At 56.8% G+C, this 15,139-nt stretch carries 9 protein-coding genes; 6 read left to right on the top strand and 3 right to left on the bottom strand.

All coding sequences use genetic code 11. The features are described from left to right. Window positions 1-129: 129 nt before the first annotated feature. Window positions 130-1,581, top strand: a complete 1,452-nt coding sequence (locus AB1L30_RS25150; protein WP_345093862.1) for a PLP-dependent aminotransferase family protein — start codon at window positions 130-132, stop codon at window positions 1,579-1,581. 1 nt (window position 1,582) lies between these two features. On the opposite strand, the gene AB1L30_RS25145 is transcribed toward AB1L30_RS25150, so the two are convergent. Next, entirely contained in the window at window positions 1,583-2,620 is a 1,038-nt protein-coding gene (locus AB1L30_RS25145) for a YihY/virulence factor BrkB family protein (protein ID WP_367017120.1), read from the bottom strand. Window positions 2,621-2,871: 251 nt separating this feature from the next. Here AB1L30_RS25145 and AB1L30_RS25140 point away from each other — a divergent pair, with 251 nt between their 5' ends. The 5 genes from AB1L30_RS25140 to AB1L30_RS25120 all read left to right on the top strand — a co-directional run bounded on the left by AB1L30_RS25140 (window position 2,872) and on the right by AB1L30_RS25120 (window position 12,995). Further along, window positions 2,872-4,890: a UvrD-helicase domain-containing protein gene (locus AB1L30_RS25140; protein WP_367017118.1), complete on the top strand. Its 2,019-nt coding sequence runs from the start codon at window positions 2,872-2,874 to the stop codon at window positions 4,888-4,890. 30 nt (window positions 4,891-4,920) lie between these two features. Continuing rightward, a complete protein-coding gene (locus tag AB1L30_RS25135; RefSeq protein WP_367017116.1) occupies window positions 4,921-5,370 on the top strand; it encodes a hypothetical protein in 450 nt (149 codons plus the stop codon). A gap of 194 nt (window positions 5,371-5,564) precedes the next feature. Beyond that, the gene (locus tag AB1L30_RS25130; protein WP_367017114.1) at window positions 5,565-6,785 is read left to right on the top strand and encodes a DNA repair exonuclease; all 1,221 of its coding nucleotides are present in this window, start codon (window positions 5,565-5,567) and stop codon (window positions 6,783-6,785) included. A gap of 49 nt (window positions 6,786-6,834) precedes the next feature. Further along, a complete protein-coding gene (locus AB1L30_RS25125) occupies window positions 6,835-10,743 on the top strand; it encodes an AAA family ATPase (RefSeq protein ID WP_367017112.1) in 3,909 nt (1,302 codons plus the stop codon). Window positions 10,744-10,946: 203 nt separating this feature from the next. Next, window positions 10,947-12,995 carry a prolyl oligopeptidase family serine peptidase gene (locus AB1L30_RS25120; protein WP_367017111.1) on the top strand — a complete coding sequence of 683 codons (2,049 nt, stop codon included), beginning with the start codon at window positions 10,947-10,949 and terminating at the stop codon, window positions 12,993-12,995. Window positions 12,996-13,082: 87 nt separating this feature from the next. On the opposite strand, the gene mqnC is transcribed toward AB1L30_RS25120, so the two are convergent. Continuing rightward, window positions 13,083-14,210 (bottom strand): cyclic dehypoxanthinyl futalosine synthase, encoded by a 1,128-nt coding sequence (gene mqnC / locus AB1L30_RS25115; protein WP_367017109.1) that lies wholly within the window; start codon window positions 14,208-14,210, stop codon window positions 13,083-13,085. After that, entirely contained in the window at window positions 14,188-15,036 is an 849-nt protein-coding gene (locus AB1L30_RS25110) for a menaquinone biosynthesis protein (RefSeq protein ID WP_367017107.1), read from the bottom strand. Before AB1L30_RS25110 ends, mqnC begins: the two co-directional genes overlap by 23 nt. Window positions 15,037-15,139 lie beyond the last annotated feature (103 nt).

The raw sequence follows: 15,139 nt of genomic DNA, 5'->3' as shown, positions 1-15,139 counted from the left end.
ACTTGCTAGTGGGAGCAGTTTATGGGTACGATAGCTGTGGGCACAGTTCTGGATTCCAGTATTGTCCGTGGGTACAGATGCCCGCGCAGAACACGCCTTATCAGATTCCGCCCGAACCAAGGGTGACAGATGAACACGCCCCCCAAAGCGGCCGCAGTGGCCACCGATGAAGAGAGCACGCTCTACTACCAACTGGCGGACAAGCTTCGCCGATTGGTGCAAACCGGAGCGTTCGAGCCCGGCGAGAAGCTTCCTTCGATCCGCCGACTCAGCGAAGAACATCGCGTGAGCTTGAATACCGCCAAGAGCGCTTTGGCGCTACTCGAAGATTGGCGCGTGATCGAAGTTCGCCCGCAGTCGGGGCACTATGTTCGACGCCCGCCTGAGGAATTGCCAAAGCTCTCTTCGACCAGTCCCAATGGCGAGGCATGCGTCATCCAGACAAACATTCCGACACGCATGAACGCCGCGATCGGCTCTGGGGCGGAACCCACGCTGGGGGCGGCCGTCCAGTCGACGCAGCTTATGCCGCTGGGCGTGCTGAACAAGTCGTATCAGAAGGTGATGCGAGACTTGCCCGATGCCTGCTTCGGTTACGACGGCGTCCCAGGGCACGAGGCACTGCGCAAGTCGATCGCGAAACGCGGGACCGAGGCCGGTTACATTGTTAGCCCCGACGACATCGTGGTGACCAGTGGCGCGAAAGAAGCGGTTTACCTTTCGATCAAATGCGTCGCCCCCCCGGGCAGTATCGTCGCGATCGAATCGCCGGCCTACTACGCACTGCTGGAAGTGCTGCAGTCTTTGGGGGTCAAAGCGGTGGAAGTCGCTTGCGATCCAGAGACAGGGATTCAGCTCGATCACTTGGACCATGTGATGGGGAAGTACGATATTGCCGCGTGTGCGATCGTGTCGAACTTCTCGAATCCGACCGGCAGCTTAATGCCGGAAGAAAACAAGAAGCGTCTGGTCGAAATCCTCAATCGCTACCAGGTCCCGCTGGTGGAAGATGACGTTTACGGTGACCTTTCGTTCCGATCGCCGCGGCCGCGTGCCGTTAAAGCGTTCGATACCCAGGGACGAGTCCTCTACTGCGGATCGTTCAGTAAAACCCTTTCGCCAGGGCTCCGTCTGGGCTGGTGCATCCCAGGCCGGTATATCCAGCAGTTTCAATTGATGAAGCTGGTCGTGAACCAGTGCACGTCAGTCGCCCCCCAATTGGTCGCGGCGGAAATCCTGGAAACGGGTGCCTACGATCGGCATCTTCGCAAAGTGCGATCGCAGTTTGCCGAGCAGATGGACGACGCATTGAGGGCCGTGCGAAACTGTTTTCCCGATGGCGTTCGGGCCTCGCGACCACTGGGAGGTCACGTTCTGTGGATCGAGATGCCACGGCACGTCGACTCGATGAAGATGTATCACGCGCTGAGCGAAGAAGGAATTCAATTCGCTCCGGGGCCGATTTTCTCGCCGAGCGGGGCGTTCAAAAACTACATCCGCATCAACACGGGTTTCCCTTGGTCGCCACTCTTGCATCGCCAGGTGGAACGGATGGGCGAGTACATTCGGACCGGGCGATAAGCTACGACTCGCGCTTCAGGCGGTACTTCGCAAACGGCGAGGTATCGGGCGCGAACAACATGTGCCCGATCTCGGCGGCAAACAGCAGCACGTGACTGGAAAGGAAGATCCACATCACGGTGATCACCAAGATGCGGCTGTTGACGTAGGCGGTCGCCACGACGTTCTTTTCGCCCAGCGGAATGATCAGGTACTTTCCGAGCTGAAAACAGACCGTGCCGATGATGGCTCCGCACAAGACTTCCCGCCACGGCGGCCGTTTCATCGGTAAGAAGCGGAGCATGCAGTAAAACACCGTCAGCACGGTCAGCCACGAGATCAACTGAGTCGGCAGCCAGTCTGGCTTGCCGAAGAAGGTGTAGCCCATATCCGAGGCTCGGTCGAAGATGATATGCGACCAGGTACTCAGCAGCGTGGCTACCGCGAGCAGCAGCCCGACACCGATTGAAAATAACGTAGCACGAACTCGCCCGAGCAAGACGGCAATCACGCTGTCTCGGATCCCTTCGGCCACAAAGCCATTGATTCGGTTTAACGCCGCCCGCAATTGCATGAAGGTCGCCGAAGCACTCCAGATCGCGATCACTGACAGAGTGATGGTTTGCAGCATGGTCGCTTCGCGGAAAGCGGAAAGCCGAACCTGGTCGACGATTTCTTTGCCATAGTCGAGCTTGGCCGGGAACTGGGACTCTTTTTCTTTTTCCTCCGATTCTTCAGCCGCTTCCTCTTTTTCGGTCTCTGGTTTGTCGGGATCGGCGGCGTCTGGCTTGGTGTCGGTGCCGTTCGCTGGAGCTTTCTCTGTCTCTGAAGGCTCATTGTCGGAAGCGACGTTCAAGCTGGTATTCAGAAACGCGATGGCTGCTTCCCGGGCACTCGTATCGCTTTCCAACACTTCGCCGGCGATGGCGACGGCAAACACGACAATCGGGGCCAGCGAGAAAATAACGTAAAAAGCGATGGCAGCGGCCGAAGTCGAATGATCGTTTTCGACCCAGCGAAAAACGATCTGCGAACAAAATTTCTTCCACGGCTCGAGCATAGCGGTCCTGGAAATCGGAGCATTAGGTGCGTCTGAGTGCATTGAAACCGCCATTCTAATCGGGACGACCCATTCGGCGTAGTTTGATCGCGACAGTAAACGAGGAAAGTTGGGCAAGACCCCATTGAAATTGCAGGGGGCAGCGACGTACGATCAATGGGCTTTGCTGGCCATCTGGGCCTGAACCCTTTACGCGGCATTAATTGCGCCAAAGGGTAATTCGGTGGAACGGAATATCGGACGAGAATCGGGTGAACGGACTCAATCCGCCACAACTTGAAGCGGTTAATACACTGTCAGGCCCTATGCTGGTGTTGGCAGGGGCCGGCTCCGGTAAAACCCGTGTGGTGACGTTCCGCATTGCGAATCTCATCAAGCATGGGATCAAGCCGCAGCGGATTCTCGCGGTGACGTTCACCAACAAAGCCGCGGCCGAAATGAAGGAACGTGCCCTCAAACTGTTGGGCAAGCAGACCAAAGACGAACCGGTCGTGTCGACGTTCCACTCTCATTGTGTTCGTGTTTTACGTCGGCATATTAACCACCTGGGCTATCCACTGAATTACACCATTTACGATCGCAGCGATCAGGAAATGGTGGCCCGGGGTGTGCTTCGCGAGATTCGTGTCCCCAACGAGACCCTCCGTCCAGGCGACTTGCTGAACTTTATCAGTCGCTGGAAGTCGGCTGGTATTCGGCCCAAAGAAGCGTTCGCCCATGCCGATACCGATAAAGCCCACCTGGCGGCTGTGGCCTTCCGGCGTTACCAGAACGCCCTGAAATCGTGCGGCGCGCTCGACTTCGACGACTTGTTGCTCTGCACCGAAGAGTTGTTCACCAACTTTCCGGACGTACGCGATCAGGAAGCCGCCTTGTTCGATCACGTGATGATCGACGAATACCAAGACACGAATGCCTCGCAGTACCGTATCGTCCGCGGTCTGACCGAAGGACACCGCAACTTATGCGTGGTGGGAGACGACGACCAGTCGATTTACTCGTGGCGTGGTGCCGAAGTGAAGCATATTCTGCGCTTCAAAGAAGACTGGCCCGAAGCCAAAGTGGTGCTGCTGGCGGACAATTACCGCTGCACGAGTGCCATTTTGACGGTGGCCAACCGCCTGGTCGCTTTCAATTCGACCCGGTACGACAAGATTTTGAACGCGGCCCGGCATGGTGGTGACCAGCCGAAAGTGCTGTATTTCAAAGACGAAGAAAAAGAAGCGGAAGAAATTGTCGGCGACATCTCGAGAAAAGTGAACCAGCCCGACGTCGAGCCGCGTGATTTTGCGATTTTGTTCCGCACGAACGAACAGCCTCGTGCGTTCGAGCAGCAGTTCCGCGCGATGAACATTCCGTACACCCTGATCGGTGGGATGTCGTTTTTCGATCGCAAAGAAGTCCGCGACATCCTTTCCTACTTGAAGCTGATCAATTCGCATCAAGACGAAGTCGCGCTGCTGCGAATCATCAATACGCCGCCGCGTGGTATCGGGCAGAAGACGGTAAAATCGCTGCTCGACTTCGCCACCAACGAAGGCAAACCGCTGTGGGAAGTGCTGCCCCAGGCTGCTTCGCTGCGGGGAGGTTCTTCGTCGACCACGACCGACGCGATCAACAAATTTGTCCGTCTGATCAAGCATTATCATGCTCGGGTCGAGAAAAAGGATTCGCTGACCGACATCGTCCGCGATTTGATCGGAGCGATCGGCTATCAGCAGGAACTCGCTCGGCTTTATCCCGACCCCAACGATCGCGAGTCACGGGAAGCGGCCGTCGAACAGGTGGTTAACGCCGTCAGCGCTTACGAGGAAAAGAAGAAGAAAAAGGCGACCCTCGCCGGATTCCTCGACGACACCGCCTTGGCCGGGGATGGTTTCGACAACGAGAAAGAAAAGCAGCTCAAAAAGAACGGCGTCATCTTGATGACGCTGCATGCTGCCAAAGGCCTCGAGTTTCCCTATGTTTACATGGTCGGCATGGAAGAAGGCATCTTGCCTCACCAGCGCAGCTTGAAAGATGGGGACGAAGCGATCGAGGAAGAACGCCGGCTTTGCTATGTGGGCATCACGCGAGCCCAAGAACGGCTGACCTTCTCGTTTGCTTTGGCTCGCAAGAAATGGGGTAAGCCCCGTCCTACCGAAACCAGCCGGTTCCTCTACGAATTGACCGGTCAGGCCGACAACCCCAACGCCAAGGCGGAACAAAGTGGACCAGCTGCACCCAAATCGGGGCAGCGACGCCCTTCAGCCCAAGCCCGGCGTCGATAAGCCGTTCGCCCTGAAACCGGAGTTGTCCCGATGTCGCAAGTTGAAGTTGTCTCCACTGCGGACAAGCCTGACGCTGGCCCATCGCTGCTGACGGTGATCTTGCGACTTCTCATCTCGGGGCTTGCCTGGGGGATTCATGTCGTCGTAACTGCGGCGATGATCATGTTTTATGGAAGCATCGTGCCAATGTTCATCCGCATGTTTGAGCATTTCGAGCTCGACCTGCCGGCTGGGACCGAGCTGGTGATTCGTTGGTCGTCGACCGTTTCCAGTTACTGGTATATTCCCGCCTTGTTGGTGGTCTTGCTCGATGGCCCGATCGCGTTGGCGGTTCCCTATCTTCCCCAACGCCTTCAATGGCTGACCTGGCTTTGGTTTGTCGGCTATCTGTTGTTGCTGTTCGGGGCGCTCTGGTTCTCGGTAATCTTTCTCGCTCTGCCGGTCCAAGATCTGATGGTCATTCTCGCCGACGAGGCCTAGTTGGGAGTGTTTCTGCAGGGATACCGTCAGGGAATACCTCTGGCGAGTGGCTTTGCGTGTCGGCATTTGCCACCGAATGACTTGAACAAATCTGGATAGGCGAAACTTTGCGGTTTGGTTAAACTACTCCTCGTGCCAGCATGCAAGATGCTATCGCAAGTCGTTTCGAGGGCCGTCAGCCATGGAGAGAGGCCGTGACGCCTGGGTCACCATTCCGATTCATTCAAACCGGTGATATTCATCTCGATCAGCCGCTCGGCGGACTCGCTGAAGTCCCCAAGCATCTGCGCGAGATCTTCCTGACTGCGCCACGTCAGGCCTTTCAGCAGGTGGTGGAAAACGCCTTGCTGCACGAGGTCGACTTTGTGCTGATTACCGGCAACATTCTCGACGTCCGGCAAAGCAGCCCGGTGATCGTTGGTTTTCTGCTCGATCAGCTCGAAACGCTGAACGACGCCGGTATCAAGGTTTATTGGGTTGGTGGCGAAATCGACCCGCCGGCACGTTGGCCTGCTTCGATTCATCTGCCGCCAAACGTTCATACGATTGGTCCTGGCAAGCCGGTCGAGATCCTCCATCAACGTGGCAACGACGCCATTTGCACGATCATCGCCCAGGGATTCATCGGTCGCGATCCAGGCTGGAGCCAGTTCCGCCCCGATGCGGCAGGTTTGTTCACCATTGCCGCGCTGCATGGTGACTTCGAGCCAGAATCGATCGCCCGTAGCGGCATTCCTTACTGGGCACTGGGCGGGAAAGAACTTCGCAACAAGCTGGCGACTTCGCCTTCGATGGCTTTGTACGCCGGTTCGCCCCAGGGACGAACCATCACTGCCAATGGGCAACGTAGCTGCACCCTGGTGGAAGTGGACGAAGAAGGGGATATCGCTATGGAAGCGGTCCCAACCGACGTCTGTCGCTGGCAAAGCGAAATCATCGAGCTTGAAAACTGCAAGAAGCTCTCGGACCTGACGACGATCATCAAGAATCGTTTAAACACGCTCAACACGACCAAGGGAAACCGCCAGTTGATGATCGACTGGCGCGTGATTGTCGCTAACGAAGCGACTCGCGAACTGCTGAAAGAAGAAACCTGGCAAGAGGTCACCAACGAACTGAACAAACAGTTCGGCGAAGAGCCGATGGGTTCGTGGACCTATGAACTGACGGTCGAAACGGCCTCGGTCATTCCGGAAGCCTGGTATCAAGAACAATCGATCTGCGGCGATTACTTGCGTCTGACGCGAGAGCTGGCCGCCGATCCAAGTCTGCCGATCGAGCTGACACAATTCCTTGCCCCTGGGCACGAGGAAAGCCAGTTAGCCGAGGCAGTCGCTATCGAGTCACGAGAAAATCGCCGCCGCGTGTTGCAAGACGCACGCCGGTTGGGCGTCCAATTGCTGCGAGCCGAGTGATCGAAGACTTCGCAGGCCGAGCAAGTGGGCCATCTTCAGGAGTGAAGGGATGCAACTCAATCAAATTCAAATCGACGGTTTCGGCGTCTGGCACGACCTGAGTGTCGAGCAGTTGTCGCCAACCATCACCGTTCTGTTCGGTCATAACGAAGCAGGAAAGAGCACGCTGCTGCACTTTCTTCGCACGATGCTCTACGGGCAAGAGCCCGATCTGGAACGTCGCTATTTGCCACCGATTCATGGTGGCGAGCCAGGCGGTGGGCTGCGCGTGAATGGAGCGATGGGCCGCTTTAAGGTGGTGCGTCGGTTCAATCACGATGGAAGCGAAGAACAGGTCTGGATCGAAGCTTCCGATGGTTCCCGGCAAAGTCGTGCCCAGCTGGATGCCTTGCTGGAAGGTGTCGACCGCCTGACTTACAGCAACATCTTCGCCGTCGGTCTGCGCGAAATGCAGTTGCTGGCGACCCTTGACGATAGCGTCGCCGCTCAAAAAATCTATGAACTGACCAGCGGACTCGATCGTATCTCGCTTGCCGAAGTGATGCGCGAGTTGGAAGCTTCCCGTTGCCGTTTGATCTCGGGCCGGGACGAAGAAGCCCTGGTCGATAAGCTGCTGGAAAAGCATCAGATCCTGAAGAAGGAAATCGAACAACTTCGGGGCGGCACCCAGGAATGGTCGAACCTGATCAACCAGCGTCGAGCCCTGCAAACGCAAATCGATCAGTTCCAGTTCAAAGTTGCCGATCTCGAACGCCTCGCCCAGTTCATTGAACTGGGACAATCGCTTCGCCCTGAAATCCAGCGCCGCAATAAGCTGCAAGAGAAGATCGCGGCATATGGCGAACTGCCGGAAGTGTCGCGGGATACGCTGCGTCACCTGCATTCGCTGCAGGATCAAATCTCGAAGAAGCGGACCAAGTGCCGCGAGCTACGTGCGCAGTACACGGAACTTCGCGAACGCCATAGCTCGATTCCGGTCAACCAGGAACTGGCCCGCCAGGCAGCCCGTGTGGATGCATTGGGGGAACAACGCCAGTGGATCCTATCGCTGACGCAGCAGCTCGAACGCAACAAAGAAGAAGAAACGCAGATCCGCTCCGAGATCGAAGATCTGTGGGAACAAACCGGCGTCAAGACTCGGGCCGGGAAGAATCCTGATCTGAGCCGCAAGCAGCTTCGCTCACTTCGCGAACCGCTGCGGACCCTGGAACGCTCGACCGAAGAGTTGGAATCGGCTCGAAAACACACCTCGACCCACGACGAAGAACTGCTCGGCGTCGAAAGCGAAGTCGAAGAATCGCTGACTTCGCTCGGTGAAGAAGACCTGAACAAGGCTCTCGCCAAGGCTGGCGATCTGGTCAATTTACTTCGTCGCCGAATTCAGGTCGAAGACAAGATCGACCAGATTCGTCTTCAGTACCGCGAGTCAGAAGGGGAAACGCACGACCTGCTCGAAGACCAGATCACCCCGAAGCCAGAGATGGTGATGCTGGGGGCGATGTTCATCGTGGGCAGCTCGATGACGCTGTATTCGATGTTTGGTCCGGCGTTGTTGATTGGCTGGCAGTTGGGCCATTTCGGCTGGATCTTCGGCACCATGGCGATGGTGGCCTCGTACAGCATGAAGCGAAAGCTCGACAACGAATCGGCCCAACGTTTCGATTCGGCCAAGCGTCAGTTGATGCTGCTCGATCAGCAAATGGACAAGGCGATTACCGAGCAGAAAGAGCTCGACATCGCATTGCCGCGTGGCAATGGCGCGTTGATGGCTCGTCTGAAGTCGGCCGAAGATCATCTGACTCGCCTGGAAGAACTGATTCCACTGGGCCACAAGCTGGGTGAAGTTCGCGAAAAGCAGGAAACCAGCACCCGTCAGATCAGCGAGCTGGAATCGGCTGTCGTTCAAGCGAAGAAGCGTTGGAAAGAAACGCTTCGCGTGCTCGATTTGCCGGAAGATATCAACCCAGATCGCGTAAAGTCGCTGGGGCGTTTCCTGGCTCAGATTCATCAGTATCGCAAGCGTTTGAAGGCGATTCAGGGCGAAAACGAAATCGCCCTGCGAGAACGCGATGCCCTGCTGACCCGGATTTCGCATCTTGCCAAAGATGTCGGTGTGGCACCAAAGACCCAGGATGCCTTGCTGCTGTTAGATCAGTTGGAAGACGACCTGCTGCGTCAGGAAGGGAAGCACAAGCAGCGGACTGGCTTGTTCGAGCAAGGTCAGAAGGTTCGTGGTGACTTCCGCCGTGTGGCCGAAGAAGCCAAAGCGCTAATGGCCGAACGCGAGCAACTGCTGGAAGAAGCCAGTAGCAGCGACGAAGAAGAGTACCTCACTTGGATCGTCAAAACGGAAGAAGTCGAAGAGCTGGAAGCGAAGCTCGAAGCTCTGACCGAAACGATCGACGAGAAGATCGGTACCGAAAGCACGCTGGAAGAAATTGAAGCCTGGCTGGAAACAACCGTCAGCAAAGAAGCCGACGAACAGTTGGCCAAGCTGTTGGCAGATCATCAGCATTCCGAAAAGCGGATGCAGGAATGCTTCGAGCGTCGCGGCGAACTGAAGGTTCAGCTCGAATCGCTCGAGAAGAACGATCGCCTGCTGCATGCCCAGCTCGAACTTTCCGAGGTCGAAGCTCAGCTCGAGAAGGCCATTGAAAAGTGGCAGACGCTGGCGACCACGTCGTGCATCCTCGAACAAATTCGCCGCGTCTACGAAAGCGACCGCCAGCCAGAAACGCTGCGGTTGGCTTCCTCGTACATGCGAAAGCTGACCGACGATCGCTACATCCGCATTTGGACGCCGCTGCACGAAAACACCCTGTTCGTCGAAGAACGTTATGCCGACTCGAAGAGCCTGGCTCACTTGAGCGAAGGTACCCGCGAACAGGTCTTCCTCAGCGTTCGCCTCGCGTTGATTCACTTGTTTGCTCGCCAGGGCCGCGTCTTGCCGGTCATTCTGGACGACGTGCTGGTGAACTTCGATTCGAAGCGATCGAAGGCGACCGCCAATTTGTTCCGCGAGTTCGCTTCGGAAGGGCATCAGTTGCTGATCTTTACCTGCCACGAACATATCGCGGCCATGTTCCAAGACATGGGTGCCGACGTTCGCCAGCTGCCTAAGTTCACCGGCCTTTGCCGCCCAGGCCTGATCGATATCGATCAGCCCATGCCGAAGATGGAACTGGAAGCTCCCAAGCCAGAACCGGAGCCAGAGCCCGCGTCTGAACCGAAGCCAGCCCCAAAGAAGGTGAAGTCGACTCCGCTACCAAAGGGCGAGATCACTGTTCACATCGAAAACCCTAAGCCAGAGCCGGTTCCATTCCAGGCCGCCAGATTCACCGAAGTCATTCTGCCACCTTACGTGCCGATCCACTTCGAGGTGATCAAGAAGCCGGTCTTCGAAGACATTGCTCTGCCAATCGTTGAAGTGCCGAACGATCTCGTTCGTTTGCGTGTCGACGTGCTGCAAGAAGAAGTCAGCTACCGCCTGAAGGGTAGCGACGTGACCGATCAGCATCGGTTGTCGCTGGCCGACTTCGACGTCGACATGAGTGCTCCGGCAAACTACCGATTGAAAGATGCCGATGGCGACCGCAAGGTGGCGATCGACTGGGACGCCTTGTTGGCCGAAGAGCCGGTTGAGGAAGAACCTTACGAAGAAGAAGTCGAGTTCCCGGTGGCTGACGCCATTCTGGAACCAGAAGTCGAACTCGACTGGGAACCCGATCCAGAGCCGGAACCTGAACCCGAGCCAGTGCTCGAACTGGTTCCAGAGCCAAAACCAGAACCGGTTTTGATCCCGGCTCCGAAGAAGAAAAAGATGCGAATCCGCTACGTCTACACGCAGCAGGAAGAGTTCGGTTGGGACTCCCCTCGCCGCTGGTACGAAGAAAAGGATCCTCGCAAAGATCACGACGAGATCGAAGTTCGCCAGGAAATCGTCGACGACGAGGACTAATCCGACGCGAATGACTCAATTCCATAAACAAGGGTAGCCACGGCTACCCTTTTTCTTTGCGCGTTGCTAATTGAGGACAGGCAAAAAATCTCCAACTTTCCGCTATTGTTTCCTCGCAGGTGCTCAGTAGTTAAAATCGAGGTAGCTTCGCCAAGCCCCAAAATCTTCGCTTGGCCCGATTCCCTCCCACCTGGATCGACCTCATGCACAAACTTCTTCCCCTGGTATTTGCGTTTTGTCTGGCGGCTTTGCCTGCCTGGGCGGATGGTCCCGCCGATAACATCGCCTCGAATGTTCGCCCGATTCCTCCGGTGGGGATCGAAGTCCCGGCCGCTGATGCTGACCAACTCGCGCAGGGGCTCGAACGGCTCGACGATTTGATCAAGAAGCTGAAGATGCGGCGCGATGCCCGCACCCCGCAGTTGCTGCCAGACGTCGAGATTTATTCGCGAGCGATTCACCAGGCACTCAAGTATCACGAGTTCTACAAACCGAACGACATCGCCGCCGCCAAGCAAACACTGACCGAAGGCTTGAACCGTGCCGAGGCTCTGTTGGACGGTAAGGCTCCGTGGACCAAGCAGACCGGCTTGGTGGTGCGAGGATATCGCTCAAAGATCGATCAAACCGTTCAGCCTTACGGTCTCGAGATTCCCGCCAACTACGACTTTGCATCGGCCGAACCATTCCGTTTGGATGTCTGGCTGCATGGCCGTGGCGAACGCAATACCGAGGCTAACTTCATTGCCGAACGAGCCTCGCGACCTGGCCAGTACCAGCCGGAGCGGACCATCGTGCTGCATCCTTTCGGCCGCTACTGCAATGCGTTTAAGTTCGCCGGCGAGATCGACGTGTTGGAATCGATGGACCACGTCAAAGGAAACTATCGCATCGACGATAATCGCGTGGCGATCCGCGGCTTCTCGATGGGGGGCGCTGGCTGCTGGCAGATGGCGGTTCATTATCCGGGCCTCTTCTTTGCCGCGAACCCTGGGGCTGGTTTCTCGGAAACGCCGTTGTTTCTCGATGTCTTCCAGAATGAAACCTTAGAGCCAACCTGGTACGAAAAGACGTTGTGGCAGTGGTACGATTGCCCAGGCTATTGCGTCAATCTTGCCAACTTGCCGACGGTGGCCTACAGCGGCGAAATCGACAAGCAGAAGCAGGCCGCCGACGTGATGGAAGCGGCGCTTCGCGAAGAGAAGATGCACCTGACGCACGTGATCGGTCCCGATACGAAACATGCGATCCATGCCGACTCGAAGAAGATCATTTCCGCTAAGCTCGATGCGATTGCCGAAGCAGGGCGAAATAAGACACCCCGAACGATCCAGTTCGCAACGTTCACGCTTCGTTATCCGGAGGTGCATTGGGTCAAAGTTGGCGGCTTGCAGGAACATTGGAAGCAGGCCCGCGTTTTGGCTGCCGTGCACGATCATGGTCGTATTGCGTTGGCCACCAACAACGTCAGCCGCTTGGAATTGAGTCTCCCAGCCGGCCAAGACATTCTGCAAGGTGTGCGAGGTGAAGTGACGCTATCGCTCTCGCCAATCGCCGCCGGAGTCGATAGCCAACGCCAGGAACTGAAAGTCCCTGGTCCCGAGACCGATCGATCGTGGAACTGCAAATTGCAGTGGGACGGTCAGCAGTGGCAAGTTGGTTGGACCGATGGCGATGCCCTGGCCAAGACACCAGGCCTACAGGGACCTATCGATGACGCGTTTCTCGATTCGTTTGTCATCGTCAGTCCAACAGGGAAAGCCAACAACGAAAAGGTCCATGCCTGGGCGGTTGGCGAAATGGATCACTTCGTGAATGAGTGGCGTCGGCAGTTCCGCGGCGATGCGATCATCCGCGAAGACAGCGCGATCTCGGACGCCGATATTGCCAACAGCAATCTGATTCTGTTCGGCGACCCCGGCAGCAACAGTGTGTTGGCCAAGATTGCCGACAAGTTGCCGATTCAATGGACAAAGGATGAAGTGAAGGTGGGAGAGCAAACTTTCAAGGCGAACGAGAACTCCCCGGTCTTGATCTACCCGAACCCGTTGAATCCGAAGAAGTATGTGGTAATCAACAGCGGCTTCACCTATCGCGAGTATGCCTATCTGAACAACGCTCGCCAGGTACCCAAGCTGCCCGACTGGGCCGTGGTCGACATCAACACGCCGCCCGACGCCCTTTGGCCCGGTAAGATCGTCGCCGCCGACTTCTTTGACGAAGCCTGGCAATTGAAGTCCGCCAAAAAGTAAGACCGGTTGGCGAAACGACCATCGACGAAAAAAGCCCCAAGGCAAATCACCTTGGGGCTTTTCGTTGTTCGATGTCGAACGGCTCGCTTACGAGAGCGTAACCAGTTCTTTGTCCCGCAGCACGTTGGCCTGAACGGCTTTCATCTCGTGCTCTTTGGGCAGCAATTCGTAGTGGACGTTGCGTTGACGCGGCTCGAAACCGAGTTCGGTAATCGCGTCACGAATCTCTTGCAGCGTCAGGAAGTGAACGGTACCTGCCTCAGCCACGACGTTCTCTTCGATCATCAAGCTGCCCATGTCATTCGCTCCGTAGAGCATGGCGAGCTGCCCCACCTTCAGGCCCTGGGTAACCCAACTCGACTGAATGTTGTGGATGTTGTCGAGGTAAAGCCGCGAGACCGCCTGGGTCTTCAGGTACTCGAACGTACCGCGGGCCGGAATGTGGGCCATGTCGGTGTGGTCTGGCTGGAAGGTCCAGCAGATGTAAGCCGTGAAGCCGCCGGTTTCGTCCTGTAGCTGACGCAGGCGTTCGAGATGCTCGATGCGTTCGGCCAGGGTTTCAACGTGACCGAACATCATCGTCGCCGAACTGTGGCCTCCCAGTTCGTGCCAGACTCGCATCACGTCGAGCCAGTCGTCGGTCATCACCTTGCCGCGGGTCAGTTCGTTACGAACACGATCGACCAAAATCTCGGCACCACCGCCTGGCAAGCTACCCAGGCCGGCGTCTTTCAAACGCTGAAGCACTTCCCGCAGGGGCAGCTTGTTGACTTTGGTGAAGTGATAGATCTCGGGCGGGCTGAACGCGTGCAGGTTGATCTGGGGGAAGTTGGTCCGAATGTCGCTGAGCAGTTCTTCGTACCACTCCAGCTTGTACTTCGGATGCAGACCACCTTGCATCAAGATTTGATCCCCACCAAGGGCAACCGTTTCTTCGACCTTCTTCAGGATCTCTTCCCGCGGCACGACGTAACCTTCTTCGCTTTTCGGGTTGCGATAGAAAGCGCAGAAGTGGCAGACCGCCGTGCAGATGTTCGTATAGTTGATGTTGCGATCGATGTTGTAGGTGCGGTAGTTCTCCGGATGCATCCGGCGCGAAACCGCGTCGGCTGCTTTGCCGATCGCCAGCAGGTCGTTCGACTCGAGAATCTGCAGACCTTCTTCAGGTGTCAGTCGCTCGCCCGCGACTGCTTTATCGAGCAATTTCGCAATCATCGTAAATCGGTGTCCTGCCACTGGGAGCCAGGTCGAGCCCAGCGGCCAATTCGTAGTAACGCTTCAGTCCGGCCTTTTCCTGCGGGCCAAGGGTGAAGTGTAAATTATCGTGGAAGTAGTGGAAACACTCGCTCGTCGTCAGACGATGTTTCGGTGCTTCGCGTTCGGCAATCATCTGCAAATTGTCGAGTCCGCCGTTGCGGGCATGCATCAGGGCCTGCGAGATCGCTTCGGTTTGAATGCCAGGCCGGGCAACCCACATCGCAAACACAAATGGCAGGCCGGTCCATTGGACCCAGGTCTCGCCCAGGTCCCAAACTTCCACCGCATCGATCGCCGGCGGATGGATGGCTCGGTCGCCGATCAGCAAGATGGCGTCCGCTTCGCAATCACGCATGTCGCTGCCCAGCGGCAATGCTTGAAGCTGCGGTCGGACGCCCAACCGCTCGGCCAGCAAAATCTTGGCCAGGGCGGCACTGGTTCGCGAACCTTCGTCGAGGGCCAGCGTGCGGACTTGTTCCGGGGGCGTGCGGAAGAAGATCTTCACGCTCCAAACCGGACCGAGACAGCCAATGCAGGCGTCGGTGATGATGCGATAGCCATCGCCGAGGAAGTACTCGATCGATGGAATCAACGCCACGTCGAGCAGACCCAGGGCAAGCTGATCGGCCAGATGGCTTGGGTAGTCGAACGTCAGGCTGAACGGCGTGTCGGCGTCGTCCAAGCCATGCACCAGCGGCTTGGTGTTCAAATAGCGGACGGCCCCAACGCGAGGCTTCTTGTCGACAGCGTTCACGGTGTTTTTCGCACCCATCAGTTCAGGCAAGTTACCGGGTTTCTCCGCGAGTTGAACCGATTTTCGCGGGGAAGCGTAACCCCCTAAATCGCTCAATGACGCCGATTTAGGGAACCATCTCTTAGCGTACGAA

The organism is Bremerella sp. JC817 (assembly GCF_040718835.1).
GTDB lineage: Bacteria > Planctomycetota > Planctomycetia > Pirellulales > Pirellulaceae > Bremerella.
The sequence above is the reverse complement of the archived record's forward strand: the minus strand, read 5'-3'. Positions and strand labels throughout refer to the sequence as shown.